The 25293-nt window shown below is 71.4% G+C and carries 28 protein-coding genes and 1 other RNA gene; 7 read left to right on the top strand and 22 right to left on the bottom strand.

What is annotated here, in order from left to right:
• Positions 1–64: 64 nt before the first annotated feature.
• Positions 65–667, bottom strand: coding sequence for a TetR/AcrR family transcriptional regulator (locus tag HGK34_RS01990; RefSeq protein ID WP_201844848.1), 603 nt, complete (start codon positions 665–667; stop codon positions 65–67).
• A gap of 103 nt (positions 668–770) precedes the next feature.
• On the opposite strand from HGK34_RS01990, the gene HGK34_RS01985 reads away from it, so the two are divergent.
• The 6 genes from HGK34_RS01985 (at position 771) to HGK34_RS01960 (ending at position 5409) form a co-directional block, all read left to right on the top strand.
• Positions 771–1289, top strand: a complete 519-nt coding sequence (locus HGK34_RS01985; protein ID WP_201844847.1) for an SAM-dependent methyltransferase — start codon at positions 771–773, stop codon at positions 1287–1289.
• A 20-nt stretch (positions 1290–1309) separates the two neighbouring features.
• Complete coding sequence (locus tag HGK34_RS01980) at positions 1310–2146, top strand: SDR family oxidoreductase (protein WP_201844846.1); 837 nt, start codon at positions 1310–1312, stop codon at positions 2144–2146.
• Positions 2143–2808: a carboxymuconolactone decarboxylase family protein gene (locus HGK34_RS01975; RefSeq protein WP_201844845.1), complete on the top strand. Its 666-nt coding sequence runs from the start codon at positions 2143–2145 to the stop codon at positions 2806–2808. Before HGK34_RS01980 ends, HGK34_RS01975 begins: the two co-directional genes overlap by 4 nt.
• Positions 2805–3989 (top strand): FAD-dependent oxidoreductase, encoded by a 1185-nt coding sequence (locus HGK34_RS01970; RefSeq protein WP_201844844.1) that lies wholly within the window; start codon positions 2805–2807, stop codon positions 3987–3989. The genes HGK34_RS01975 and HGK34_RS01970 overlap by 4 nt, the downstream gene beginning before the upstream one ends.
• A 111-nt stretch (positions 3990–4100) precedes the next feature.
• Positions 4101–4904, top strand: a complete 804-nt coding sequence (locus tag HGK34_RS01965) for an alpha/beta fold hydrolase (RefSeq protein WP_201844843.1) — start codon at positions 4101–4103, stop codon at positions 4902–4904.
• Positions 4905–5220: 316 nt separating this feature from the next.
• The gene (locus HGK34_RS01960; protein WP_201844842.1) at positions 5221–5409 is read left to right on the top strand and encodes a hypothetical protein; all 189 of its coding nucleotides are present in this window, start codon (positions 5221–5223) and stop codon (positions 5407–5409) included.
• A gap of 83 nt (positions 5410–5492) precedes the next feature.
• On the opposite strand, the gene ssrA is transcribed toward HGK34_RS01960, so the two are convergent.
• The 21 genes from ssrA to HGK34_RS01855 all read right to left on the bottom strand — a co-directional run bounded on the left by ssrA (position 5493) and on the right by HGK34_RS01855 (position 23621).
• Positions 5493–5864: a transfer-messenger RNA gene (gene ssrA / locus HGK34_RS01955) on the bottom strand.
• 160 nt (positions 5865–6024) lie between these two features.
• A complete protein-coding gene (gene smpB / locus HGK34_RS01950; protein ID WP_201844841.1) occupies positions 6025–6522 on the bottom strand; it encodes an SsrA-binding protein SmpB in 498 nt (165 codons plus the stop codon).
• Between the two features lie 185 nt (positions 6523–6707).
• Positions 6708–7466, bottom strand: a complete 759-nt coding sequence (locus HGK34_RS01945) for an FAD:protein FMN transferase (protein WP_201844840.1) — start codon at positions 7464–7466, stop codon at positions 6708–6710.
• A 7-nt stretch (positions 7467–7473) separates the two neighbouring features.
• Entirely contained in the window at positions 7474–8109 is a 636-nt protein-coding gene (locus tag HGK34_RS01940; protein WP_201844839.1) for an FMN-binding protein, read from the bottom strand.
• On the bottom strand, positions 8106–9551 hold the full coding sequence (locus HGK34_RS01935) for a ferredoxin reductase family protein (RefSeq protein WP_201844838.1): 1446 nt from the start codon (positions 9549–9551) through the stop codon (positions 8106–8108). Before HGK34_RS01935 ends, HGK34_RS01940 begins: the two co-directional genes overlap by 4 nt.
• Before the next feature lie 84 nt (positions 9552–9635).
• The gene (locus HGK34_RS01930) at positions 9636–11030 is read right to left on the bottom strand and encodes a M23 family metallopeptidase (RefSeq protein WP_201844837.1); all 1395 of its coding nucleotides are present in this window, start codon (positions 11028–11030) and stop codon (positions 9636–9638) included.
• Between the two features lie 2 nt (positions 11031–11032).
• Positions 11033–11944 carry a permease-like cell division protein FtsX gene (ftsX, locus tag HGK34_RS01925; protein WP_201844836.1) on the bottom strand — a complete coding sequence of 304 codons (912 nt, stop codon included), beginning with the start codon at positions 11942–11944 and terminating at the stop codon, positions 11033–11035.
• Between the two features lies 1 nt (position 11945).
• Positions 11946–12755 (bottom strand): cell division ATP-binding protein FtsE, encoded by an 810-nt coding sequence (ftsE, locus tag HGK34_RS01920; RefSeq protein ID WP_201844946.1) that lies wholly within the window; start codon positions 12753–12755, stop codon positions 11946–11948.
• Between the two features lie 282 nt (positions 12756–13037).
• Entirely contained in the window at positions 13038–14153 is a 1116-nt protein-coding gene (prfB, locus tag HGK34_RS01915) for a peptide chain release factor 2 (RefSeq protein ID WP_201844835.1), read from the bottom strand.
• A 143-nt stretch (positions 14154–14296) separates the two neighbouring features.
• Positions 14297–14761: a hypothetical protein gene (locus HGK34_RS01910; RefSeq protein WP_201844834.1), complete on the bottom strand. Its 465-nt coding sequence runs from the start codon at positions 14759–14761 to the stop codon at positions 14297–14299.
• Positions 14758–15309 carry a pilus assembly protein gene (locus tag HGK34_RS01905; RefSeq protein WP_307815664.1) on the bottom strand — a complete coding sequence of 184 codons (552 nt, stop codon included), beginning with the start codon at positions 15307–15309 and terminating at the stop codon, positions 14758–14760. The genes HGK34_RS01910 and HGK34_RS01905 overlap by 4 nt, the downstream gene beginning before the upstream one ends.
• Positions 15306–15683, bottom strand: coding sequence for a TadE/TadG family type IV pilus assembly protein (locus tag HGK34_RS01900; RefSeq protein WP_201844833.1), 378 nt, complete (start codon positions 15681–15683; stop codon positions 15306–15308). Before HGK34_RS01900 ends, HGK34_RS01905 begins: the two co-directional genes overlap by 4 nt.
• Entirely contained in the window at positions 15680–15865 is a 186-nt protein-coding gene (locus HGK34_RS01895) for a hypothetical protein (protein WP_201844944.1), read from the bottom strand. Before HGK34_RS01895 ends, HGK34_RS01900 begins: the two co-directional genes overlap by 4 nt.
• A 255-nt stretch (positions 15866–16120) precedes the next feature.
• The gene (locus tag HGK34_RS01890; protein ID WP_201844832.1) at positions 16121–16351 is read right to left on the bottom strand and encodes a hypothetical protein; all 231 of its coding nucleotides are present in this window, start codon (positions 16349–16351) and stop codon (positions 16121–16123) included.
• A 73-nt stretch (positions 16352–16424) separates the two neighbouring features.
• Positions 16425–17360, bottom strand: coding sequence for a type II secretion system F family protein (locus tag HGK34_RS01885; protein ID WP_201844831.1), 936 nt, complete (start codon positions 17358–17360; stop codon positions 16425–16427).
• Positions 17357–18211 (bottom strand): type II secretion system F family protein, encoded by an 855-nt coding sequence (locus HGK34_RS01880; RefSeq protein ID WP_201844830.1) that lies wholly within the window; start codon positions 18209–18211, stop codon positions 17357–17359. Before HGK34_RS01880 ends, HGK34_RS01885 begins: the two co-directional genes overlap by 4 nt.
• Complete coding sequence (locus tag HGK34_RS01875) at positions 18211–19482, bottom strand: TadA family conjugal transfer-associated ATPase (protein WP_244666318.1); 1272 nt, start codon at positions 19480–19482, stop codon at positions 18211–18213. The genes HGK34_RS01880 and HGK34_RS01875 overlap by 1 nt, the downstream gene beginning before the upstream one ends.
• Before the next feature lie 624 nt (positions 19483–20106).
• Positions 20107–20922, bottom strand: a complete 816-nt coding sequence (locus tag HGK34_RS01870; RefSeq protein WP_201844828.1) for an ABC transporter permease — start codon at positions 20920–20922, stop codon at positions 20107–20109.
• Entirely contained in the window at positions 20919–21701 is a 783-nt protein-coding gene (locus HGK34_RS01865; RefSeq protein WP_201844827.1) for an ABC transporter permease, read from the bottom strand. Before HGK34_RS01865 ends, HGK34_RS01870 begins: the two co-directional genes overlap by 4 nt.
• Complete coding sequence (locus tag HGK34_RS01860) at positions 21694–22572, bottom strand: ABC transporter ATP-binding protein (RefSeq protein ID WP_201844826.1); 879 nt, start codon at positions 22570–22572, stop codon at positions 21694–21696. The genes HGK34_RS01865 and HGK34_RS01860 overlap by 8 nt, the downstream gene beginning before the upstream one ends.
• Before the next feature lie 2 nt (positions 22573–22574).
• A complete protein-coding gene (locus HGK34_RS01855; protein WP_201844825.1) occupies positions 22575–23621 on the bottom strand; it encodes an ABC transporter substrate-binding protein in 1047 nt (348 codons plus the stop codon).
• 441 nt (positions 23622–24062) lie between these two features.
• Here HGK34_RS01855 and HGK34_RS01850 point away from each other — a divergent pair, with 441 nt between their 5' ends.
• On the top strand, positions 24063–25280 hold the full coding sequence (locus tag HGK34_RS01850) for an aminotransferase class I/II-fold pyridoxal phosphate-dependent enzyme (RefSeq protein WP_201844824.1): 1218 nt from the start codon (positions 24063–24065) through the stop codon (positions 25278–25280).
• The last annotated feature ends 13 nt before the right edge of the window (positions 25281–25293 follow it).

Genomic DNA, 25293 nt, shown 5'->3' with positions numbered 1-25293 from the left:
GCGCGCCTGGCTCCGGCACGTCCGGGGTCCGGGGGCGCGGAGCGGGGCGTCTCCGGCGCACGCGTCAGGAGGATCGCTCCGGAACCGCACCGGTGACGCCGGGAAGCGGCTCGCAGAAGTACCGCTGAAGCGTCGGCGCGTACAGGGCCACCAGCTCGTCGCAGCTGAGAGCCACGATCTCCGGGACACGAAGGATGTAGCGGCTCAGCGAGATCCCGAGGACCTGCGTTCCGGCCATCGCCCCACGGAGGTGTGCCTCGTCCTCGTCCTCGCAGAAGTGCCGTGCGATGGCCGATGCCTCGTCCGCTATCGATGCCCGCACCGCGGCGGCGCTGGCCGGGTCGGCGAGCGCCCTGCGCAGCCGCGCGAGGCCGATCGGCTCCTCCTCCCAGTAGCGGCACATGCCGCGCATGACCACCTCGCCGATCCGGCCGCGCGGAACCCCGGCCGGGTCAGGGAGCGACAGGGAGACATCGATGGCGGTCGCGTAGAGGGCTTCCTTCGTGCCGAAGTAGCGCATGACCATCGACGGGTCGATCCGGGCCTCGGCCGCGATGGACCGGATGGTCGCGCGGTCGTACCCCTCCTCGGAGAACGCCCGTCGTGCGGCTGCCAGGATCGCCGCCTTCGTCGCCTCGGAGCTCCTCCCCCTCGTCGCTGATTCCATGGGACCAACTTTATGCCAACAGGCGTTGACTCGAGGCACGGGCTGCTCTAAGTTGCCAACAGTTGTTGGCCAACAGGTGTTGGCATACTCACCGGAGGACAGCATGCCTGATGTCATCGTCGGCGGGCCCAGCGGGCCCCCGGCCGACCGCCTAGTGGTGGCGCCCATCGCCCTGCACCCCGTAGGCACGGTCCTCGGAGGACGGTCCGAGGCGTTCGACGACGGCTGGGACACCGAACAGGCAGTGATCCGCCTCGACGGGCACCGCTTCGGCCCCGACGCCGTCACCGGTCTCGACGGCTTCTCCCACCTGGAGGTGGTCTTCCACTTCCACCTCGCCGACCCCGCCTCGATCACCACCACGGCCCGGCGCCCGCGGGGCAACCCGGACTGGCCGGAGGTCGGCATCTTCGCCCAGCGAGGCAAGAACCGCCCGAACCGGCTGGGTGTGTCCCGCTGCCGGCTGCTCTCGGTCGAAGGGCTTGACCTCCATGTCCGCGGCCTGGACGCCATCGACGGCACCCCCGTGCTGGACGTCAAGCCGTACATGGCCGAGTTCGGCCCACAGGGGCCGACCACACAGCCCGCATGGGCCACCGAGCTGATGCGGGCCTACTACTGATGTCTCCGAAGGGAACTGCCATGCCGAGAACCGTGCTGATCACCGGCGCCTCGACCGGAATCGGCCGCGCCACCGCCCTGCTGCTGGCCCGCGAGGGCTTCGCCGTGCATGCCGGCGTTCGCAAGCAGGCCGACGGCGACGCGCTGGGCCCCACGGTGACGCCGATCGTGCTCGACGTCACCGACCCCGGCCAGATCGCCGATGCCGTCGACCGGATCGGCCACCTCGACGCCCTCGTGAACAACGCGGGCATCGGGGTCACCGGGCCGCTGGAGTTCGTCCCGCTGGACGCGCTGCGCCTGCAGTACGAGGTCAACGTGTTCGGGCCGGTGGCCGTCACCCAGGCCATGCTGCCGAAGCTGCGGGCGGCCCAGGGCAGGGTCGTGAACGTCGGCTCCGTAGGGAGCTGGATCACCCTCCCCTTCGGCGGGCCGCTGTGCTCGTCCAAGCACGCCGTCCGCTCCCTCAACGACGCCCTGCGCATGGAGCTCAGGCCGTTCGGCGTGGCGACGGTCCTCATCGAGCCGGGCTCGATCCACACCGACGCCGTCGACAAGCTGGAGGGCGAGGTCGAACCCCGCCTGGCCTCTCTCGGCCCGGAGGGCAGGCGTCTGTACGGAACCGCCTACCGCACGATGGTCACGAGCGGACTGGCGGCCGAACGCGACGGGTCGAGCCCCGACGTGGTCGCCCGCGCCGTCCTGCACGCCCTGACCGCGCGCAAGCCCCGCGCCCGCTATCCCGTCGGCAAGACGTCACGGCTCATGAGCACGCTCGGCCGGGTCGTCCCGCAGTACACGCTCGACCGCCTGCGCCTGCGCGCGCTGGGCCTGTCCCGAACGGAGCGCCACGCATGACCCGGCTCGCCGGTGCCGACGCCCTCGCCGACCTCGATCCCGTCTTCGCCCGGTTCGCCGTGAGCGGCGGACACAACCTGTGGAACCTGTCCCACCTGACGGTGCGGGAGAAGGCCTTCCTCTGCCTGACCGCCGACCTGTGCCATCCCCACCTCGGCCTGCCCCTGGCCATGCACGTGCAGATGGCCCGGGCCAACGACGTGGACCCCGAGTCGATCAGGGAGCTGCTCCGCCACCTGGCTCCTTACGCGGGGTACCCGATCGTCGCGTCCGCCTTCCAGCGCCTGACGGAGCTCGGCCTGCCCGGGGCGCGGGACACCGAGGCCGCCGGGCCGGCCGGTCTGCGCGGTGGACTGGCGCGGACCGTCCAGGACCTGCGGGAGGTGGACCCGGGACTGGCCGCCTTCACCGAGGACCAGCTCGCCCAGCGCTGGGCCCGCCCGCACCTGTCGGTCCGTGAGCGGGCGCTCGCCTGCCTGGCGGTGGATGTCCTCCACCAGACCCTGGGCGAGTCCCTGCACCTGCACGCCGACCTGGCGCGGTCCGCCGGCGCCACCGACGACACGCTGCGCAACCTGCTCAGGGGTATGGCCGAGTTCGGCCTGCCCCGAGTCTGGGCCGCCGCCCGCGCCCTGGGCCTTCCCCCGGGGAGTGCCGGATGAACGCCGTCGTCGTCGGCGGCGGACCGGCCGGAATGATGCTCGGTCTGCTGCTGGCCCGCGCCGGCGTGCAGGTCACGGTCCTGGAGAAGCACCAGGACTTCCTGCGGGACTTCCGGGGTGACACCGTCCACCCCTCCACCCTCGAGGTCCTCGACGACCTCGGCCTGTCCGGCCGCTTCGACCGCCTCCGGTACCGCAAGGTGACCTCGCTCAACGTTCCGCTCGGCGGTGACCTGACGCCCATCGAGGCGTTCGCGGGGATGAGGGTGAAGTTCCCGTACATCGCGTTCGTGCCGCAGTGGGACTTCCTCGATCTCCTGGCCGAGGAGGCCCGGCGCCACCCCACCTTCACGCTGCACATGAGCACACCCGTCACCGACGTCGTCGAGCGTGCCGGGAAGATCGCGGGCGTGCGCTGCGCCGACGGCCGGGAGTTCCACGCGGACCTGGTCGTCGCCGCCGACGGCCGTGACTCGGCCGTTCGGCGGGCGGCCGGGATGCGGGTCGACGAACTGGGCGCTCCCATCGACGTCATCTGGTTCCGGCTGACGCGCCACCAGGACGACCAGGAGAACCTCGTCTTCCAGCTCGCCCGCGGCCGCGGCATGGTCGCCATCGACCGCGGTGACTTCTGGCAGTGCGGCTACCTCATCGGCAAGGGCGGCTTCGACGCCTGGAAGGCCAAGGGAATCGAGGCCTTCCGGCGGGACGTGGCGCAGGTGGCGCCGATGCTCGCAGACAGGACCGGTGAGCTGAGCTCCTTCGAGTCGATGGGCTTCCTGGAGGTGCGGGTCAACCGGCTGCGGACGTGGCACCGGCCCGGCCTCCTGTGCATCGGCGACGCGGCGCACGCCATGTCCCCGGTCGGCGGGGTCGGCATCAACCTGGCCGTCCAGGACGCGGTCGCGACCGCCAACATCCTCACCCGCCCGCTGCTCGACGACTCTCTCACCGACAACCACCTGGCCGCCGTCCAGCGCCGCCGTGAGTGGCCGACCCGGCTCACCCAGCGCGTGCAGGCGTTCCTGCAGCGGCAGGGCTTCGACGCCAAGCGGAAGGACGGGCAGCTGCCCGTCCTGATGCGCTTCCTCGTCACGCGCACCGGCATCCCCCGCCGTCTGGCCGGCCGCTTCCTCGCGTTCGGCTTCCGTCCCGAACGCGTCCGGTCCGTCACGACGTAGCCGACGTCGGGACGGGTGCCCGGCCCGGCGGCCGACGGCGAGCCGGACGGCCCGGACCGGCGGCGAGCGCTCCGGCCGCCCGGTGTGCCGGTGACCGTCTACCGTCGAACCATGGACACGGTCGAGGTGAACGGCCTGCGGCTCGCGTACCGGCGGGCCGGCCACGGGCCGGCGGTGATGTTCGTGCACGGTGGCGCCGAGGACAGCCGGACCTGGACGCCGCAACTCGACGCGCTCTCGGACGAGTTCACCGTGTTCGCCTGGGACGAGCCGGGCGCAGGTGGTTCCGAGGACGTCCCCGACGGGTTCGGCCTGGCCGGCTACGCCGACTGCCTCGCCGGCGTCCTCCGGACGCTCGGCATCGCTCCGGCACCGGTCGTCGGGCTGTCGTGGGGCACCACGGTGATCCTGGAGCTGTACCGGCGCCACCCGGCGACGGTCAGCGCGATGGTGCTGGCGGACGGTTACGCGGGCTGGCGCGGGTCGCTCGGTGCCCAGGAGGCCGAGGCACGGCTGTCGGGCGTCCATGCCGCCCTCGATGCGCCAGGACAGCTCGACCCGACGCTGCCCGGGCTCTTCGCGGGCGCGCCGCCGGCACGGTTCGTGCCCGTGCTGGACGCCATGGCCGCCGGCGTACGACGCCGCAGCATGCTGACCGCGCTCACCGCGATGGCGGCGGCCGACCTCACCGAGGTGCTGCCCACGATCGCGGTGCCGACGCAGCTGGTCTGGGGAGAGCTGGACGTCCGGTCGCCGCGCGAGGTGGCGCGCGAGTTCGAGCGCCGGATCCCCGGAGCGCACCTGGAGCTGATCCCCGGCTGCGGGCACGTGAGCAACCTCGAGGCACCGGAGTCGTTCAGCGCGATCGTGCGCCGTTTCCTGCAGCACCGCGGGCGGCCCTCCGCGGCTCGCTGACGCCTCCCGGGTTCTCGACGCGAAGCAGAGTGCGACGGAGTTTTCGCAGGTCAGGTTTCATTTCTTCCGAGCCTGCCTGATGGCATTTCCGACATTTCACAAGACGTCCGGAAAAGCAGTGTCGGCGACCTCCAGAACGCCGCCCATCGCGTCAAGAAATATCCGGCCACAAGGAGTGGACGCATGACCAACTATTACATCCCCAATTTCATTGACGACGCCATTCCTCCCCTGGCAGGCTCTGCGTCACCCCACGAGCCGGCGCCCCGTGTTCCCACGGATCAGCCCCGGCCCGGACGACAGAGAGAAGAAGGCTATGGGCGGGGCGATCGCCGAGGGCACCGCGGTGCGGGTCACCGGAGCATCGAGCATTTACCACGGCGCCGAGGGTGTCGTGAAGGTCATCCGGCGCGGATGGACCGGAAGGGAAGCCGTCGTGGTGGTGCCCGGCGCGCTGCGGCAGGGAGAGTTCAGCGTCCCCCTGGTCGACCTCTCGGCGCGGTGAGCCCACCGCTCGCGCAGACCTGCGGGAATCCGCAGAAATGACAAGGCGGCGTGACCCGAAATGGGGTCACGCCGCCTGTCACCGAGTGGAGCTGCCGGGAATCGAACCCGGGTCCGGTGTCACTTTTCGAGGACTTCTCCGGGCGCAGTCTGCTATGGATTTTCTCGGCCCCCGTGCTTGCGCAGACACATTCACGGACAGGCTCAGTCACCTAGAAGTCCCAGTAGTCCCGATGACGTGGACCACTAGCAGTGGCTCTCAAGATGACGCCGGCTACCGGGGTGAGAGCACCCCCGGGCCGACGGACTTCGGGCCCGCCTCAGGCGGCGAGGGCGAAGTCGTTGCGCGAGTTGGTATCGGCAACTATTGGTTTGCAGACATCGTTAGCGAGATAAGTCTGCATCCTCGGCCCGCTTCTCCTCGAAGCACAACCACCGTCGAAACCGATCAGCCCCATGTTGAGTTGTCAACGCCCCGCCGTCTCCCGTGGGTTCGGGCGAGGTCCTCAGTCTAGTGGGTCAACGCGGTGGTCCGTCACCTTATTTCCACCGGCCGCCACGATCGCCGTCGGGCACGGGAGCCGCCTCGCGGGCGCCCCTGGCCCACCGCGCCGGCTCAGCTCAGCTTCTCCCGGTGGCGCATGGCGCGCAGTGCCTCACGGTTGTCCTGTTTCTCGCGCAGGGCCTGACGCTTGTCGTACTCCTTCTTGCCGCGCGCGAGCGCGATCTCGACCTTGGCCCGGCCGTCGAGGAAGTACAGCGAGAGCGGCACCACCGTGTGGCCCTTCTCGTGGGCCTTGGCCTGCAGGCGCAGGATCTCGTCCTTGTGCAGCAGCAGCTTGCGCTTGCGGCGCGGCGAGTGGTTGTTCCACGTGCCCTCGAAGTACTCGGGGATGTGCACGCCCTCCAGCCACGCCTCACCACGGTCCACGTGCACGTACCCGTCCACGAGGGAAGCGCGCCCCATGCGCAGTGCCTTGACCTCGGTGCCCCACAGCACCAGGCCCGCCTCGAACACGTCCTCGATCAGGTAGTCGTGGCGCGCCTTCTTGTTGTTCGCCACGATCCTGCGCGGGTCCTCGGGCTTCTTTTTCTTCTTGGCGCCCTTCGCCATGGTCTCCCTCCACGTCCATCACGTCGCCACGTCCGGCACATCGGAACGCCCAGCACCTCAACGCCCTGCACGTCGGTGTTCATCCGGGTCCGCACGCGACGTTCCAGGATACGCGCCAGGCCTCCCGCCGTCCGCCGATTATCCCGGTCCGGTCGTCCGCGCCGCCGTCACCCGCGCCACCGCCGTCACCCGCGAGGCGGCCGGATCGCCTGCGCCTGCGTCCCGTCCGGCCGGATCTCCAGCGCCCAGGCCGCGCCGTTGCGAACCACCCAGCCGAGCCCGTCGGCGCCGAGCGCGAACCCCGCCGTCGCCAGGATGTCGGCTCTGGTCAGCGTCTCGGCCACCACGGTCAGGGACGCCAGGCCGCGGGCCGGACGCCCGGTCCGCCCGTCCCACACATGCGTCCCGCGCTCCGCCGTCCCGGAGGTCGCGACGCCGCCGTCGGACACGTGCACGACGGCGGCCGTCCGGGTGCGGTCGTGCGGGTCGGCCACGGCGACCGCCCACGGCCTTCCCGGCTCCGGACCACCCCGGACCGCGACGTCGCCGCCCACGTTGACGCACAGATCCACCACCCCGCGGCAGGCGACCAGGTCCGCGGCCCGCTGCACCGCCCAGCCCTTGACCACGCCGTCGGTGTCGAGCAGCCCGTCCGGCCCGGTCACGTCGAACGCGCCCGACGACGCGTCCCGCGCCTCGTCCGCGAGCGCCAGCACGTCGCGCATGTCGGCGCTCACGCGAGAGATGTCGAGGTCGCCGCGGCGGACGGCCCGTAGTTCGGAGGTCGCGACGTGCCGGCTGAACCGTTGCTCGGCCTCGTGCAGGAGGTCGACGGCGGCGTCCACGGCGGCGCGCGCGGCGGCGGGGTCGGTCGCGGCGGTGCCGCGGTGCTCGGGCAGGTGGAACGACGACGGGATGCCCATCACCGTGGCCGTCACGCGCACGGGGGCGTCACCCGTGCTGGTCGATCGCGGACTGGAGCGACTCGCGATAGCCCTCGGAGGTGTAGGTGGCGCCGCTGACGGTGTCGATGTTCGCCGACTGGGCCTGGAGCGCCTCGGAGCGCAGGATCGGCACGGCGTCCTCGTTGATCTGCTGGCTGCGTGCGCTGTCGTGGCCGGCCTGGACGGTGATGACGTCCACGATGGTGTCGCCCGAGAAGGTGACGGCCACCTGGAAGGTGCCTTCCTTGTTGGTCGCGACCGCCCCGGTGACGGTGACGTCCTGCGGTTCGGCGGGTTCGGGGTCGGAGCCGGCGCCCGTGGTGGTCGAGCCGCCGCCCTGTTCGGCGGCTCCGCCGGTGCCCGTGTCCTGGGTGCCTTCTGCGTCCTGGGTCCCGGATCCGCCCGCTCCGTCGCCGGACCTCGCCGACCCGTCGCCGTCGTCCGGCTTTGCCGTGGCAGGCCCGCCGGACTTCTTTCCCGGCACGGAGGGTGACGACGACGGTGAGGCGCTCACCTGTGTCTGGGCTCCCTCGGCCGTGGGGACGCCGAGAACTGCCACGTCGCCGTAGCGGGCGAAGGTGGCCGCTCCGATGACGGCCAGGCTGCCCGCGTAGACGATCGTTCCGCGCCATCGCACGGTCATGACAGGCTCAACTCCTCGTGGTGGACGGCGCTGCGGGGCACGCCGAGCTCTCGGCTGCTGCGTACGACGGCGTCGACGAGCCCGGCGGGACCGCAGACGAACACCTCCCGGCGCGAGGCGTCGGGGACGGCGTCGCGCAGGCGGTCCGGCGCGACCGGATCGTACCCGAGCTCCGCGCGGCGCCCGGTCAGCGGTATGTACCGCGGTCCGAGCCCGGCGGCCAGTTCCTCGCCGAGCGCGAGCTCCTCGGGGTCGCTCGCGCGGTGCACGACGACGACGTCGCGCCCGTGCAGCACGAGTTCCTCGGCGAGCGACCGGATCGGGCCGATGCCGGCCCCGCCGGCCACGAGCAGGGTGCGACGTGAGGTCACGGCCGACGCCGTGAAGCGGCCGAACGGGCCTTCGAGAAGTACCCGGACGCCGGGGCGCAGGGCGCCGGCGGCACTCGAGTGGTCGCCGAGGGCGCCGACGGTGAAACGGAGCCTGCCCTCGTTCGGCAGGGACGAGACGGAATACGGGTGGGCCGACCACAGGTGCCCGCGCGTGAGGAAGCGCACGAGGAAGAACTGCCCTCCGCGCACGTCCAGCTCCTCGAGATGCTTTCCGCGGAGCCAGACGCTCGTCGCCGTGGGCGAGGCCGCATGGACGGCGTCGACCTGGAACACGTGGCGGGACAGGCGCCACAGCGGCAGCGCGACCCGCCAGGTGAGGAGGGCGGCCCCCGCCGCCGCGTACAGGAGGATCCAGGCAGCCTGGGCGACGGGCAGGCCGGCGAGGTGGCTGCCGCCGAGCACCTGGTGTCCGAATGCGAGGTAGATGCCGAGGTACAGGGTGAGGTGCACGGCGAGCCAGACCTCGTAGGTCAGGAACCGGCGGATCAGCCGGACGCTCGTCAGCCCGGCGGCGAAGAACAGGCAGGTGCCGATCAGCGCCTCGAGGAGTTCGGGCTGGGTCGCCAGCAGCCGCGGGATCTGCGCCCACGCGGTCGTCGACTCCAGGGCGGCGCTGCCCACGATCATGAGGACGACGTGCGTGAGCACCAGCAGCACCGTGGCCGTGCCCAGGCTGCGGTGCCAGCCGACGAGCCGGTCCATGCCGAAAGCGCGCTCGATGCCCGGCACGCGGGCGATGAGGACGAGCAGGACGCAGACGAGGAACGAGCCCAGGAGGCCGGCGAGCTCACCGGCGCCGGTCAGCACGATGCCGGCGCCCGTGCCCGTGCGCGCCCCGGCGTACCAGAACGCGACCACCCCGGCGCAGCCGGCCAGGACGCCGACCCGGACGGCGGCTCGCACCGCGCCGTCGGGGAGCCCGGCCACGCCTGACCGGGTCCTCGCCACGTGTCGGGCCGCCGGACGCGAGCCACGGGTCCGTGGAGCGGAGTCCTGGTCGCGTCCCTGCTCGGTCCGCCGACGTGCCGGGGCGGCGGTCTCCACGCTCATGGTGGACAAGGTTCCCCGAGGTGGCCCCTTCTCCGCAAACAGCCGCCACGGCCCCTCCCGGCGCCGCGCCCGGGAGCCGGGCCGTCAGAGGTAGGTCATCGGGTCGACGGTGGACCCGTTGACGTACACCTCGAAGTGCAGGTGGCAGGCCGTGGACGTGCCGGTGGTGCCCGAGTAGCCGACCACCTGTCCGCGCGTCACACGCTGACCGGGGGACACGGCCCAGTTCGTGAGGTGGTTGTAGCTCGTCATGAGGCTCTTGCCGCTGCTCGTGTAGCCGTGGTCGACGAGCACCTGGTTGCCGAGGCCCTGGATGGTGCGGGCGTACACCACGGTGCCCGAGCTCGCCGCAAGGATCGGCGTACCGCAGTAGGCGCGGAAGTCGGTGCCGGCATGCAGGCGCCAGTAGTTCAGCACGGGGTGGTACCGCATCCCGTAGGAGGAGGTGATGACAGGGTTCGCCGTCGGCCACGAGAGGTACGACGCCCTGGGCGGCGTCCCGCCGGACGATCCCCCGCCGCTGCCGCCTCCGGCACCGCCCTCGTCGCGGCCGCCGCGACTGGCGGCGTGCTCCTGGTCGCGCTTCCGTTGCTCGGCGATGATCTTCTTCAGGTCCGCCTCGATCGAGCTGATCGCCTGCTCGGTCTCCTCCAGGGAACGCCTGGCGTCGTCCTTGCGCCGCTCGATGCGCTGCTTGAGCTTCTGCCGCTCGGCGATGAGGTCCTCGATCTCGGCCTTCCGGCTCGCGGCCTCCTCGCGGACCTCCTTCTTGCGCTCGACGTTCTCGTCGGCGAGCGTCTTGAGCTCCGCGACGGTCTCCCGGATCGCGGTGAGCCTGGCCTTCGTGTTGCGGGCCTGCGCCGCGGAGTCCTGTACCTCCGCCAGTGCTCTCGCCTGGCTCCGGGCGGCCGAGGAGGACACCGCATAGCCGGCGAGGAAGTCCTCGGTGGTCTGCGCGCCGGTGACCAGGCCCAGCGCCGTCGTGCTCCCCGAGGACCGCAGGTCCTGGCGGGCCATCTGGACGATGTCCTCACGCGCCGCGTCCGCCTTGTCGGCGTCGTCGGCGACCTGCCGGACGATCCGCGACTCCTCGGACTGCGCGTCGGTGAGGCGTTGCGCGAGGATCGTGGCCTCCCGCTCGGCCCGTTCGAGGCCGGCCTCCGCCTCGGCCAGGTCCGCTTCCGCCACCGGAAGGCGCGCCTCGACGTCGTTGAGCGCGAGGGCAGCCTCGGCGAGCTTCGCATCGGTGTGCTCGAGGCTGCTCTCCAGCTCCTCACGCTGCTCCTTCTTCGCGTCGGCCTTGGCCTCGGCGGCAGCACGCTGGTCGTCGAGGTCGTCGGCCGCGGCGGGAACGACGGCGCTCACCCCGCCCAGGGCGAGCAGGAAGGTGAGGGCCACGGTGAGGGCCACGGTGAGGGCCACGGTGACGGCCACGGTGACGGCCCGTGCGGTGGTGCGGCCAGGGTTTCTGCGCGACATCATCAGATCCTCGTGTACCGGTTGAGAGTGACGACGGAGCTGACCGCCGCGAGCGCCACCGCCACGAGGACGAGGAACGGCGCGACGGTGAGCACATCGGCGGCGTCGACGTAGGCCACCCAGTCGACGGAGCGTTCCAGCCAGTCCGCGACCAGGAAACGCACCGCGAGCCAGAGCCCGAGGCCCGCGAGCAGCGCGCCGGTGACGGCGGCGATCGCGCCTTCCAGGAGGAACGGAAGCTGGACGAACAGGTTGGACGCCCCGACCAGGCGCATGATCTCGGTCTCCTTGCGTCGTGAGACCGCGGACAGCCGGATGGTGGTGGTGATGAGGAGGACGGCGGCCAGGAGCATGACGCCCGCCAGGCCGGCGGCGAGCAGGGTCGCCACGTTCAGGGTGCGGAAGAGGGGTTCGAACACGGCACGCTGGTCCTCGACGAGCTCGACGCCGTCGCGGCCGGTGAGCACGTCGCTGACCACGGCGAACTGTTCGGGGTCGGCGAGGTCGAGGCGCAGGGATGCCTGCATGTCGTCCTCGGTGAGCTGGGTGCCCTGGTATCCGTTGGGGTAGCGCTCGGTGAAGGCCTCGAAGGCATCGGCCTTGGTCTCGAGATAGACGGCCTCGACCTCGTCGGACAGCTCGGTGTCGATGACGTCGCGCACGGCGTCGACCTGCGCCGCGGTGGCTTCGCCCGACGCGCAGGTGGGCATCATCGAGCCGGTGGGGCAGAGGAACACGGAGACCTGGACGAGGTCGTACCAGTCGTCCTTGAGCTTGCCGATCTGGGTCTGCAGGAGGGCGGCCGCTCCGACGAAGGTGAGGGACACGAAGGTCACGAGGATGACGGCGACGACCATCGTGGTGTTGCGTCGCAGACCCGCCGCGACCTCGCCGGCGACGAACTGGAAGCGCACCTCAGGCCTCCCCGTGCGTCGGCACTCGCACGGGCAGGGGCTTGCGGCGACCGGTGGCGGCCCGGCGCGGGACGCCGGACGCGGTCCCGAGCACGGAGGAGCGGCGCACCTCCGGGAGGATCGACTCGCGTTCGCCGTAGACCCCGGACGCCTCGTCGCGCACGACGACGCCGTCGGACAGCTCGACGACGCGGCGGCGCATCTCGTTGACGATCTCGTCGTCGTGGGTGGCCATGACCACGGTGGTGCCGGTGCTGTTGATGCGGTCCAGCAGCCGCATGATGCCCAGGCTCGTCGTGGGGTCGAGGTTGCCGGTCGGTTCGTCGGCCAGGAGGATCTGCGGCCGGTTGACGATGGCGCGCGCGATGGCGGCGCGCTGCTGCTCACCGCCGGACAGTTCGGTCGGCATGCGCTTCTCCTTGCCGGACAGGCCGACCAGGTCGAGGATCTCGGGGACCGTGTCGCGGACGGCGGAGCGGGGCTTGCCGATCACCTTGAGCGCGAAGGCGACGTTCTCGTACACGGTCTTGTTCTGCAGCAGGCGGAAGTCCTGGAAGACGACGCCGAGTTCGCGGCGGAGCTTGGGGACGCGCCAGGCGGAGAGCCGGGCGACGTCACGGCCGGCGACGTAGATGCCGCCGCGGGTGGGCCTCTGCTCGCGCAGGACGAGGGAGAGGAAGGTGGACTTCCCCGAGCCGGAGGCGCCTACCAGGAAGACGAACTCGCCACGCTGCACATCCACCGAGACGTCCTCGAGGGCGGGCCGCGCGCCCCGCGTATAGACCTTCGACACGTTCTCGAACCTAATCACGTGTACTCCCCACAGATGGCGTCCGACCCCCAGGAACCGGGACCGGCCGGGCATCACCCAGGTGATACCCACCTGTGAGGCTAAGGGTGATTTTGCCGTCGCACACGGCGAGACACGCCGGTAGCCCGTTTCGTGCCGCGCCGCCCGCAGGCGATCAAGGCGGCAGGTCGACTATGTCAGGACAGTCTTCCGCCGTTGGCGAGCAGGTCGCAGGTCACAGCGACGACGGCATGCGGCGTCGGGGCGCCCGGCCGCGGCGGGTGGACAGGCCGCGACGACGTGTCAGGAGGCGGCGAGCTGCTGGTTGCGGCGCCAGCGGATGCCGGCCTCGATGAAGTCGTCGATCGCTCCGTCGAAGATGGCCTGCGTGTTGCCCTGCTCGTGCTCGGTGCGCAGATCCTTGACCATCTGGTAGGGCTGCAGCACGTAGGAGCGCATCTGGTCGCCCCAGCTCGCCTTGATGTCTCCGGCGAGCTCCTTCTTCTTCGCCGCCTCCTCCTGCTTGCGCAGCAGGAGCAGCCGGGACTGGAGCACGCGGTAGGCGGCGGCACGGTTCTGGATCTGGGACTTCTCGTTCTGCATCGCGACCACGACACCGGTGGGGATGTGGGTCATGCGCACCGCGGAGTCCGTGGTGTTGACGGACTGGCCTCCGGGCCCGGAGGACCGGTAGACGTCGATCTTGAGCTCGGACTCCGGGATGTCGATGTGGTCGGTCGTCTCGATGAGAGGGACCACCTCGACCGCCGCGAACGACGTCTGGCGCCGCCCCTGGTTGTCGAACGGGGAGATACGCACGAGCCGGTGCGTGCCCGCCTCGACGGACAGGGTGCCGAACGCGTAGGGCGCGTTGACCTCGAAGGTCGCCGACTTCAGGCCGGCCTCCTCGGCGTAGGACGTATCGCCCACCTTGGTGGGGTACCCGTGCCGTTCGGCCCAGCGCAGGTACATGCGCAGCAGCATCTCGGCGAAGTCCGCGGCATCGACACCGCCGGCGCCGGCGCGGATCGTCACCACGGCCTCGCGTGCGTCGTACTCGCCGTTGAGCAGGGTGCGCACCTCGAGAGCGTCCAGGTCCTTGCGGATCGTGGTGATCTCGGCCTCGGCCTCGCGGAAGGAGTCCTCGTCGTCCATCTCCTCGCCGAGCTCGACCAGGGTCTCGACGTCGTCGATGCGCGCACCGAGCTTCTTCACACGGTCGAGCTCCGCCTGCGCGGCCGACAGCGCGGAGGTCACCTTCTGCCCGTTGTCGGGGTCGTCCCAGAGGTCGGGCGCTGCCGCCTGCTCGGAGAGCTCGGCGATCTTGGCCTGCAGGGCGCTGGGGTCGCTGACCGCCTCGATGGACTCGAGGGTGCCGCGCAGGCCCTTGATCTCGGACGCGAAGTCGATGGTTGCCACGAGGATCCAGCCTACCTGCCCGGCTCGCCGGCCCGACGCCGGACGGGGCGGGCGAGACAGGTCAGCCCGGATCCGCCCTGAACGGCAGGATCGGCACGGGGCGGACAGGGCCGAGCCGACCTGCGGGCACGCCGTCCAGGCCGTCACCAGGCGCGGGCCGTCGACTCCGCCGTCACCACGATCGGCGCCACCGGATCCGTGAACCAGCCCAGCAACGGCGGCCTGCTCCGCGCGGAGAGGGAAACACGTGCCGACCGCCCGTCGGGCGAGTCCGCCGCGACGACCACGAGCCCCTCGGGCACGACACCCGGATGCTCGGCGAGGTACCGGTCGACCGAGTCGGCGACGCCCTGGTCCTCGAGGACCAGCGTCCCCGACCCGGGCGGGCCGGCCTGGACGGCATCCCCTGCGTAGAGCCGATGCTCCTCGACGGCCTGTGCGGCGTTTGCCGCGAGCATGTCCGCGAGATCGGCGAGGTTCTTGCGGTCCAGATGGACGGCGGTCGCCGATGCGACCACACCTACCAAGGCCGCTGCGAACATCATGAACCCCGCGGTCAGCAGCCAGATGCGCCCGCTCTCCGCCGTGGCTTGCCGCTTCGGGGTCACGGCCGCACCGCCACGTAGCGGTCCACGGAGCCGACATGTGCGGCGTCCACGTGCACCGCGGCCGGCACGTGTGCCCCGAACACCCCCGGGACGAGCGGCAGCGGCACTGTGACGTGGACCGTTGCCGCAACCTCCGCACCGGGAACGAGGCACGGTCCACCGCCGCACTCGATGTCGAGCGTCGCCGCGTCATCGGGCAGGTCCTGGTCCCGCAGCGCGATGCGCACGGCGGCATCCGCCCGGGCCGCTCCCTGGTCCGCCGACGTCGCGGTCACCACTGCCCGCACGGCCTCGCGCGCGGCGGTCTCGGCGGCGAACGTCCCGGCCTGCACCCGCGACATCACGGCGACCAGGTAGACGAGCGGCAGCAGGAGCATCACGGCAAGCAGCGCCTCGACCACCGCGGACCCGGCCTCGCTCCCGGCGAGATGCCCGGTGCAGCTCCCACCTTCGTTCCTGAGGTTCCCGGAGCCGCTCCCGGCCCGGCACCCGGCGTGACTCCCCGGCTCGGCCCTGACGGTCCCGGCCGGCCCCCTGGCCCTGGTCACTGCTCCTCCAGGGCGTGCCCCCGAACCGTCACCCCGGCGGCCGGGCCCAGCAGGCCGACCACCGGGAGCGGCGTCGTGACCTCGACCTCGATGACGGGCAGACCGTCCAGCAGCGTCTCCCGAGCCGTCACCCGGCCGGCGTACGCCTCGTTCAGGGACGCGGCAAGCAGGCCCCGGGTGCGGGCGACGCCGTCGGCCGGTCCGCGATCCGCCCGCGCGGCGACCCGCGCGCCCTCGGCCGCCGCGTCGATCGCGAGCGCGCGGACGTGCACCGCGAGCGCCACCTGGACGACGCCGAGCAGCAGCGCGAGCACGAACCCGGTCACCGCCACGGTCTCGGCGACGGCGGAGCCGCGCTCGGCGCCCACGGTCACGCGTTGCCTGTCACGGAGGTGATGGCCTGCCGGAACGCGCCCTCGAGCAGTGGGCCGGCCACGGCCCACAGGGCGACGACCAATCCTGCCGTCATCAGCGTGACCAAGACCCACCCCGGCACATCACCACGTTCGGAATCACCGATGTACCGCGCAGAACGTATCGAGTTCAGGCTCTTCATCTTGGCAGGCACAGTCTGCCCCCTTGGCTCGTGCTGATGGTTCCCCTGACGGCCCCTGCGGGGTGACGCCGCTCCGACTGTAGGGTCACGCGCGCTGATCCGCGTGCCACAACCGGAATGCCTGTGGATAACTCGCGGTCCGGCGCACGCAGCACTCGCCCGTCAGAACCCCACGCGCAGCGCGGCCGGGCTCGGAAGGACGGTGAACACGACCGCCACGGGCAGGATCAGGGAGACAACCGGGAACAGAGCCGATCACTCGTGAGACGAGGCTCCTCGTTGCCCTTCGACTTCGATCGAGGCAGCAGTCGATCCGCCGGCCAGTTCCGTGACGAACAGCTCGACCTCGATCCCGTCGGCACTCCTGGCGTAGAGGTATTCCTCCGGCATCAGACCGACATCGTCGATCTCACGCCAACCGATGTCAGTCACGGCGCGCTGTGACTCCTGGTCCCACGGTGCGATGTCCGAGAGTTCGATCCACACAGCCGCAAGGGGGCGACGGATGCTGCCTCGCGCTCGCCCGAACGGGTGACGGCCAACGGTGTACTGGTTCTCGTCAGAATCCCACCCGGAGTGCCGCAAGGCTCGGGAAGACGGCGAACATCACGGTCACAGGCAGAATCAAGAAGACAACCGGGACGAGCATCGCGATCTCACGGCGTCCGCCGGACTCCATGAGGGCGCGCCGACCGGCCTCTCGGACGTCCTGCGCCTGCGCCTGAAGCACCCCGGCCAGCGGTGTCCCGCGCTCCAGTGCGACGGCCACGGCGTCGGCGAAACGGCTCAGCGGCACGCATCCGGTGCGCGCCGACATCGCTGAGAGCGCGTCGGGTACGGCCGCCCCGGCACGCACGGCCCAGACCACGCCGGTCAGTTCACGGGAGAGCTCGCCGGTGGTTCCATGCGCCACGCGGTCGAGCGCGGCGGCGGGTCCCTCCCCTGCGGCGACGGCGAGCGCGAGGAGATCGGCGATCGTCGGGAACTCCGCCAGCATGCGCTCCTCACGCCTGCGGACGCGCCAGGCCAGCGACTGGTCACAGGCCACGTAGCCCAGCGTCCCTCCGAGCACGACGAGGGCACCGAGCACGACTGCTGGTGCGGACCGTGCTCCTGCCAGCAGGATCGCCACCCCCAGACCGGCGGCGAGGCCGAGCACGCTCCAGGTGAGTTGGCGGGCCCTGAAGTGCTCGACCGACTCGCCCCTCCCGGCGCGATCCAGGCGACGGCACAGGCTTCCGGCCGGTGAACCCAGGCGTTCCAGGCGGGCGGCGACCGCCGGCAGGGCCATCAGCTGGACGAGCAGGCGAAGCGGCCCGGCCCGGCGGGCCGCTTCTTCCTGCAGCAGCCCCGAGGCCGAGGTACGGGGGCGCAGGTAGGGCTCAAGGCGCTCGACCAGGTTCGGGCGGCGCGCCCGCCCGGCCGCCCACAGCAGCCACAGCCCGGCCCCCAGCCCGAGCCCGGCCATGCCGCCCCACACCGCTCCCGGGCTCATCGCAGCACCCTCGCCTCGGCCGGGAGCCGGCCGACGCGCAGCATCACGCGGTAGGCGACGGCGGAGCAGGCCGCGCCGACGACAAGCACCGCGGCACCCGCCGGCGTGTCGTACGCCCCGACCGCGCCGGGACGGGTGGCGAGCAGCGCGAGAACCAGCCACGGACCGGCGACGGCGACCCTCGCCCCGTTGACGGTCCAGCTCTGCCGTGCTTCGAGCTCGCCACGGGTGCGAAGGTCGTCGCGCAGGAATCCGGACAGCGTGCGCAGGAGCCTGCCGAGGTCACGCCCACCGACGTCGTGCGTGACCCGCAGTGCCTCGACGATGCGGTCGGCGACCGGGTCCGCCAGCCGGTCCTTCAGCGCGGTGAGGCTGTCGCCGAACCTGCCCGACGCCCGGAAGTCGCGGGCGAACCGGGCGAACGGCTCGCGCAGCGGTACCGGGCCGCGCTCGGCGAGCTGCGCGACCGCCTCGGGCAGTGACAGTCCTGCCCGCACGCCGGACGCCAGGTGGTCCACGACGTCCGGCCACACCGCCCGCAGAGTTCGCTCCCGGGATCGTGCCCGCGCCCGGAGCGCCGCCCGCGGACCGAGCGCGCCCAGCACGGCGAAACAGAGGGCCACCGCGGGCGATCTGGTGATGGCGAAGAGAATCAGGCCGACGCACGACGCCGCCGCGACGGTCGTGCCGTGAAGCGCGGCGGGAGAGGTGTGCGGCAGCCCGGCCTGGTTGAGCAGTGCGCGAGCGCGGCCCGAGCGGGATCCGGGACGCGCGGCGGGCGGCCGGTCCCACCAGGACCACCACACGCACCAGACACCGGCACCGAGCAGCAGCCCGGCGACAACCCCCATCAGGCGCGCGCCGCGATCGTCCAGGGCGATTCCGCGCGAGCGGCCGCATCCGGCGGGGCGCCGGGATGCGTTCCCGCGAGCACAGCATGCACGTCGATCCCGGCATCGGCGAAGCGCCGCAGGTGCGGTGGCATGCCGCCCGCTCGGCACAGCCCCTGGCCGTCCCTGCGGAAGAGCGTCGCGGTCTCGACGACACCGTCCTCGACTCGGCCGGTCACGGCAAGGATCTCCCGCACCACCCGGTGTCCCCGTTCGACCGCCAGGTGCACCACCACGTCGACGGCCGCGGCGACCGTCGGGACCACGAACCGGTCGGTGACGTTCTCGCCCGCGAGGAGCGGAAGGGTGGTCATCTTCACGACGGCCTCGCGCGCCGAGCTCGCATGCACCGTGCACATCCCGGGGATGCCGGAGTTCAAAGCGATGAGCAGGTCGAAGGCCTCCGCCTCGCGGACCTCCCCGATCACGATGCGGTCCGGCCTCATCCGCAGGGCCTCCTTGACCAGCCGCCGCAGCGGGATCGCACCGGTGCCCTCCAGCGAGACCTGCCGGCACTGCATCGCCACGTGGTCACGCACCGGGAGACGAAGCTCCCAGACCTCCTCGCACGAGACCACGCGCTCGTGGGCGGGGATCGATCCCGTCAGCGCGTTGAGCATCGTCGTCTTCCCCGCCTGGGTGGCGCCGGCCACGAGCACGTTCAGCCCGGCCCGCACCGCGACGTCGAGGAACGCCGCCGCATCGCGGGTGAGCGAGCCGAGCCGGACCAGCTCGTCGAGGCTCGCGGCCCGCACCACATGCTTGCGGATGTTCACGCTCAGGTCCCGGCGGGTGATCCCGGGGAGCACGGCGTGCAGCCGCTCTCCCCCGGGCAGGCACGCGTCCACGAAGGGACTGCTCAGATCGAGGCGACGCCCGGTGGACCGGAGCATTCGCTCGACCAGATCCTCCACCTGCTCGGAACTGAGGATCGTGGTGGTCAGCTCACTCTGCCCGCCGCGGGCGACGAAGACCTGGCTGGGTGAGTTCACCCAGATTTCCTCGACATCTGGATCATCCAAGTACGGCTGCAAGGGTCCCAACCCGCCGATGGCGGCCTGAACCTCTTGTGCGGCGCGCCCGGCATCCTCCAGCGGTGCGACGACGCCACGCGCGGCGCGGTCCTCGTAGTCCGCCACCGCCTCACGCACAAGGCCACCGAACGCATCAGGTTCCGCGACCGGATCGACGCCACGACGGCGGACGAGCTCGCGCACTTCCGACTCGAGCATGACGGCGTCGCCCTCGGCCGAACCGGCCGCGGCGGTCGCGACGTGCGGAGCGTCGCGATGCCCCTCGGCCGTCCGCTCGGGTCGTTCCACCGAAACCGACATGACTCGCCCCCTGAGCGATTGTGCTGGTGGTACCCCTGAACGGCGATCCTCGACCACCGCTGCCGACGAGCGTAGAACCCACCCGTGCAATCCGCTCGCCACGACCCAGATGCCTGTGGACAACGCAGACCAGATCTCCCGACGGCCACGGCGTGACGAAGTGACCGCTGTCGCCCACCCCGCCGTGTCGGCCGATCTTGCGGATCATGGTTGCTGCTGTCGGCGAACGCCTGAATCGCCCCATGGTCGGCGAAGAATGATCGAAGACGTCGAGCCCCAGCGACGGGTCAGCTGGCGAGCTGAGAGACGCGCTGGTGGGAAACACCCAGAAGGGAAGCCACGTCGCGGGCGGTGAGGTGCTCGGCCTCCCTCAGTCGCGTGGCGGCCAGGCGCATCGCCGCCGAGACGTCTTCCTGTGCCTGAGTGCTAGGGCTACCTAGCCAAATCAAGGCAAGAGGAGCTGCAACTCCGCCACCTCGTGCCGCACCGTGCTGGTTCTTCATCCGTCGAACCGCACCGGGATCAGCGCGGCCCGTAGCGCGCCAGGACGAACGACTCGACGACCTGCGCCACCAGATAGAGGGAGAGCGACGCGAGGGTCACCACGAGCACGCACGCCCACACCAGGTTGTTCTCGGACTGTCCCACGGCGTTGACCACCATGCTGCCGATCCCCCGGCCGGTGATCAGCCACTCGGCGAGCAGTGCGCCGGTGATGGCGCCCGGCACGGAGATCCGTACCGACGCGAACAGCGCCGGCAGGGCCGACGGGAACGCCACCTTGACCAGCAGCGCCCAGGGACCGCCGCCGTACACGTGGACGACGTCGGACATCTGCGCGGACACCGAGCGCAGCCCTTGCACGATGTTCACCAGGGCCGGGAACAGTACGACGATCCCGGAGACGACGGCCACGCGCACCAGCTCGTCGCCGAACAGCAGCCGGATGATCGGCGTGAGCGCGATGAGCGGCACGGCCCGCAGGATCAGGGCGACCGGCATGACGGCGGTCTCGACCGGTTTCGAGAGCACGATCAGCGCGGCCGCGACCGTGGCGGCGAGCATGCCGGCCACGAACCCGATGGCGGCGTCGCCGAGCGTGACGCCGAGTCCCGCGGCGATCTGGGCACGGGTCTCGGCCGCGTCGTCGGCGGCGACGAGGAACTCGTAGACCTGCGCGGGCCCCTTGGCGACGAACGGGTTGTCGACCGCTGCGACGGACACGACCCACACCGTGGTGAGGATCGCGAGCATCAGGAGTGCGGTCCCCAGTGTCCTGCCCAGGCCGGCGAGGAGGGTGCGTCCGGTGCCTCCCCCGGTCGTGGTGATCCCGCTCATCCTCGTTCCCCTCCGGTCGACCACGGCACCACCACGCGACCCAGCAGGCCGAACACGGCATACCCGATGCCCGCAACGAGTGCGCAGGCGAACATGATTCCCCAGGCACGCTCGACCATGAGGCCCTGGCCCGCCGCGATCAGCGCGGGCCCGACGCCACGGTCCACCCCGCCGATGTACTCGCCGAGGATCGCGCCCAGGAACGCCGCCGGGGCGGCGATCTTCAGGGCGCCGAGGATCTCGGGCAGGGCGGACACGAGCTGCACGGTCACGAGCTGCCTCCAGCGGCCCCCGCCGTACACGCTCACGACGTCGAGCGCGGCCCGGTCGGCGGACCGGAACCCGAGGACGGCGCCGACGACGGTGGTGAAGAAGACCGACAGTGCCGCCAGGACGATCGCCGTGGGCGACGGCTCGCCCGGCTCCGGCGGGCCGAGCACGATGTACAGGATCGGCAGGATCGCGATGGTCGGCACGCAGTAGCTGATGACCGCGATCTGCGAGATCACCGGCTCCAGCCGTGGCGTGAGCAGGACGAGCGCCGCGAGGACGAGCGCCAGCCCGTTGCCCCAGGCGAATCCGATCAGCGCCTCGACGACGGTGCCGCCGAAGTTGTTGGCGTAGAACGCCCATCCGTCGGTCCCGTACTGGCGCAGGACACCCGGCGGTGTCGGCATGGACGAGCCGTCGAACACCGTGAGCGCGAGCAGCCACCACAGCGCCACCAGCCCGGCCAGGCCTGCCGCACCACCCAGCCAGGTGCGCGCGCGCTCACGCATCGCCGGCTCCGGTCGCCGCGGCGCCGGGCGCACCGTCGGATGCGGCGCCGGGCGGGCCGTCCGCCGCGAACAGCAGCTCCGAGGCCCGGTCGTGCAGGGCGTGGAACTCGGCGCTGCGCAGCATCTCCGGCAGCCGCGGGCGCGGAAGGTCGACCTCGATGACCTCCTTGATGCGGCCCGGACGGGGGCTCATCACCGCCACCTGGTCCGACAGGAAGATGGCCTCGGAGATGCCGTGGGTGACCATGAGGGTCGTGGCCGGCTTCTCGGTCCAGATCCGCAGCAGCTCCACGTTGAGGCGTTGCCTGGTCATGTCGTCCAGGGCGCCGAACGGCTCGTCGAGCAGCAGCACCGACGGCTTGACGACCAGGGCGCGCGCGATGGACACACGCTGACGCATGCCGCCGGAGAGCTGTCCCGGCCGGGCCTTCTCGAACCCGGCCAGTCCCACGAGGCGGATCAGGTCGGCCACCAGGGCGCGGTCGACCGGCAGGCCCGACACCTCGAACGGGAGGCGCAGGTTGGACTCGACCGAGCGCCACGGCAGCAGGGCGGAGTCCTGGAAGGCGATCCCGAGCTCGTGCCCGGACCGGAGCTGCCGGGGGTCCTTGCCGTCCACCTTCACAGTGCCCGACGTCGACGACTCCAGGCCGGCCAGGATCCGCAGGATCGTGGACTTGCCGCAGCCGCTCGGGCCCAGCAGGGACAGGAAGCTGCCCTGGTCGGTGTGCAGGGTGACGTCGTCCAGCGCGGTGACGGCCTTGCGGCCCGACCCGAAGGACTTGGAGAGGTTCGCAATGTGCAGGCCGGTGCCGGCCCCGCCCTCCTGGGCGGAGCCGGCGGCGGTCCGCGCGACGGACTGCTCGGTCACGATCAGCCCTTGAGCTCGGGCTTCTCTGCGAGCAGTTCCTCCAGGAGCGACAGGTCGAACACGTCCTCCTGGGCGACATCGATCCCTGCGGCCTCGAACGTGGCCATGTTCTGCGCGAGGAGTTCGTCGCTGACCGTGAAGAGGCCGTTCTGCGCCGTCTCGTCGGTGTTGATCAGTTCCTCGCACTGGATCGTGTTCTGCTGGATCTCCTTGTCCAGATCGAGGTCCTGGTCGGAGCCGTACTCCTCGACCGCGAGGCGTGCGCCCTCCTCCACGTCGGCACACGCGTCGGTCCAGCCCTTGATCTCGGCCTCGAGGAACGCCTTGACGGCCTCGGGACGTTCGGCGATGGTCTCGTCGGTGGCGATGACGGACTCGGCGACGAACGGCAGGCCGTTGTCGGCGAACAGGAGGTTGGTGACCTCCTTGCCCTGCGCCTGGACGATGATCGACTCGTTGGTGACGTACGCGAGGAAGCCGTCGACCTCCCCGTTGACCAGCGGCTGCGGGTCGTACTGCACCGGCACGATCTCGACGTCGTCCTCGGTGAGGCCGTTGGCCGCCAGGAGCGCGGCGAACAGCAGGCCGTTGCCGCCGTCCTGCACGCCGATCTTCTTGCCCTTGAGGTCGTCGATCGTCGCGATGTCCGCGCCGTCGGCGAGGGACAGGATCGTGAACGGGTTCTTCTGGAACGTGGTCCCCACGATCTTGACGGGCGCGTCCTCGTTCGCCACGACCTGGCCCACGGTCACGGCGTTGGTGAGTCCGAAGTCGGCGTTGCCGGAGGCGACGAGGTTCTCCGTGGCGCCGGGCCCCGCATTCAGCGTGACCGTGCCGAAGCCGGCGTCCGAGTAGTAGCCCGAGCTGTCGGCCATGAACTCGCCGGCGAACTCCGCGTTCTTGATCCAGGACAACTGGACGGTGAGGTCGCCGAGACCCTCGCTCTGCGCCGGGGCGGCGTCGCCGGAGCCACATGCCGCGAGGGCGAGCGTGCAGGCCGCCACGACGGCCGCCGGGCGCAGCATGCGCCCAGGACGGGAAAGCATCATGAGTGGTTCTCCTGGTGTGCTGGGTGGGGGTACGAAACCGGCGTTTCTGATCCCTGGACGCTAGGGGCCCGCCGTTTCAGCTCCGCGACGGCTGGTTACGCGGCCGTAAAACGTGCGGGCCGCAACCAGATCGTTACCGGTGGCGACGTGCGCGGACCGGCATGCACCCGATCGCCCGGCACCGCGCCCGGCCACCCTGTGGATAACTCCGTACGCGCCCGGTCCCCGTCATGGCCGCCATTTCCCTGCCCTGTGGACGACACGCCAGACCGTGGGCCGGAGTTATCCACAGATCCACAAAGTTTTCCACATATACCGAGGTAAGGACGCTGTTCCGGACGGCGGACGGGCGAGCCGACGGTGGACGAGCGGTGGACGAACGCCGGCGGGACACACCCACGACCCGTTCCCGCCACGGCCCCACCCGGTTAGGGTCGCCCCATGACCAACGTCGGCCCTCCCGGTCCCTGGCAGTCCGTCGCCCGCTCGATCGGCCTGATGGCCCCCGACGGGACGGTCGCCGCCACGATCTTCGCCGAGATGTCCGCCCTCGCGGCACGTACCGGCGCCATCAACCTCGGCCAGGGCTTCCCCGACGTCGACGGCCCGCAGGCGGCCAAGGACGCCGCGATCGCCGCCATCCGGGCAGGCCGCAACCAGTACGCCCCGGGCGACGGCGTCCCTGAGCTGCGCCACGCCATCGCCGACCACCAGCGGCGCCACTACGGGATCGAGCTCGACCCGGACACGGAGGTACTGGTCTCGACCGGCGCCACCGAGGGCATCGCGGCCTCCGTGCTCGCCCTGGCCGGCCCCGGCGACGAGGTCCTCACCCTCGAGCCGTTCTACGACGTCCACGCCGCCTGCATCGCCCTGTCAGGGGCGACGCACGTCACCGCGCCGCTCGTCCCGGGCGAGGGCACGTTCCGGCTCGACGTCGCCGCCCTGCGCGCGGCCGCATCCCCGCGCACCCGAGTGATCGTGGTCAACACGCCGCACAACCCCACGGGCGCGGTGCTCACCGTCACCGAGCTGGAGGCGATCGCCGCCGTCGCCCGCGAGAACGACGCCGTGGTCGTCACCGACGAGGTCTACGAGCACCTCGTGTACGACGACGCCCGCCACGTCCCCGTCGCCACCCTGCCGGGAATGCGGGAGCGCACGCTGACGGTGTCCTCCTCCGGCAAGACGTTCTCCCTCACGGGCTGGAAGGTCGGCTGGGTGTCCGGTCCCGCAGACCTGATCACGGCCGTGCGCACGGTCAAGCAGTTCCTCACGTTCAGCTCCGGCGCACCGCTGCAGCCCGCGATCGCGCAGGTGCTGGCCGACGACTCCACCCCGCGCACGCTCGCCGCGTCCCTGGCCGGGCGCCGCGACCTGGTCTGCGACGGCCTCACGGCCGCCGGGTTCGACGTGTCCGTGCCGGCCGGCACCTACTTCGTCTCCGCCGACGCGTCCGGCCTCGGGTTCGACGACGCGACCGATCTCTGCCGCCGGCTGCCGGAACTCGCAGGTGTGGTCGCCGTCCCCGTCCCGGCGTTCTGCACGCCGGGGTCGCCGACGTCGCAGGCGCTGCGCAGCTGGCTCCGGTTCACCTACGTCAAGCAGCAGGACGTGCTGGAGGAGGGCATGCGACGGCTCGTGAAGGCATTCGGCTGACCGCGGGCCCCCG

It is taken from the genome of Myceligenerans indicum, assembly GCF_016742955.1.
Lineage (GTDB): Bacteria > Actinomycetota > Actinomycetes > Actinomycetales > Cellulomonadaceae > Myceligenerans > Myceligenerans indicum.
This window is presented reverse-complemented; position numbering and strand designations above follow the sequence as displayed.

Excerpts from the sequence above, each read along its gene's own strand:
- HGK34_RS01850 (WP_201844824.1), top strand. The coding sequence starts at position 24,063 with ATGACCAACGTCGGCCCTCCCGGTCCCTGGCAGTCCGTCGCCCGCTCG.
- HGK34_RS01985 (WP_201844847.1), top strand. The coding sequence starts at position 771 with ATGCCTGATGTCATCGTCGGCGGGCCCAGCGGGCCCCCGGCCGACCGC.
- HGK34_RS01865 (WP_201844827.1), bottom strand. The coding sequence starts at position 21,701 with ATGCGTGAGCGCGCGCGCACCTGGCTGGGTGGTGCGGCAGGCCTGGCC.
- HGK34_RS01880 (WP_201844830.1), bottom strand. The coding sequence starts at position 18,211 with ATGGGGGTTGTCGCCGGGCTGCTGCTCGGTGCCGGTGTCTGGTGCGTG.
- HGK34_RS01970 (WP_201844844.1), top strand. The coding sequence starts at position 2,805 with ATGAACGCCGTCGTCGTCGGCGGCGGACCGGCCGGAATGATGCTCGGT.
- HGK34_RS01875 (WP_244666318.1), bottom strand. The coding sequence starts at position 19,482 with ATGCTCGAGTCGGAAGTGCGCGAGCTCGTCCGCCGTCGTGGCGTCGAT.
- HGK34_RS01980 (WP_201844846.1), top strand. The coding sequence starts at position 1,310 with ATGCCGAGAACCGTGCTGATCACCGGCGCCTCGACCGGAATCGGCCGC.
- HGK34_RS01965 (WP_201844843.1), top strand. The coding sequence starts at position 4,101 with ATGGACACGGTCGAGGTGAACGGCCTGCGGCTCGCGTACCGGCGGGCC.
- HGK34_RS01895 (WP_201844944.1), bottom strand. The coding sequence starts at position 15,865 with ATGAAGAGCCTGAACTCGATACGTTCTGCGCGGTACATCGGTGATTCC.
- HGK34_RS01855 (WP_201844825.1), bottom strand. The coding sequence starts at position 23,621 with ATGATGCTTTCCCGTCCTGGGCGCATGCTGCGCCCGGCGGCCGTCGTG.
- smpB (WP_201844841.1), bottom strand. The coding sequence starts at position 6,522 with ATGGCGAAGGGCGCCAAGAAGAAAAAGAAGCCCGAGGACCCGCGCAGG.
- HGK34_RS01930 (WP_201844837.1), bottom strand. The coding sequence starts at position 11,030 with ATGTCGCGCAGAAACCCTGGCCGCACCACCGCACGGGCCGTCACCGTG.
- HGK34_RS01870 (WP_201844828.1), bottom strand. The coding sequence starts at position 20,922 with ATGAGCGGGATCACCACGACCGGGGGAGGCACCGGACGCACCCTCCTC.
- HGK34_RS01990 (WP_201844848.1), bottom strand. The coding sequence starts at position 667 with ATGGAATCAGCGACGAGGGGGAGGAGCTCCGAGGCGACGAAGGCGGCG.
- HGK34_RS01960 (WP_201844842.1), top strand. The coding sequence starts at position 5,221 with ATGGGCGGGGCGATCGCCGAGGGCACCGCGGTGCGGGTCACCGGAGCA.
- HGK34_RS01940 (WP_201844839.1), bottom strand. The coding sequence starts at position 8,109 with ATGACCGTGCGATGGCGCGGAACGATCGTCTACGCGGGCAGCCTGGCC.
- HGK34_RS01975 (WP_201844845.1), top strand. The coding sequence starts at position 2,143 with ATGACCCGGCTCGCCGGTGCCGACGCCCTCGCCGACCTCGATCCCGTC.
- HGK34_RS01935 (WP_201844838.1), bottom strand. The coding sequence starts at position 9,551 with ATGAGCGTGGAGACCGCCGCCCCGGCACGTCGGCGGACCGAGCAGGGA.
- HGK34_RS01885 (WP_201844831.1), bottom strand. The coding sequence starts at position 17,360 with ATGAGCCCGGGAGCGGTGTGGGGCGGCATGGCCGGGCTCGGGCTGGGG.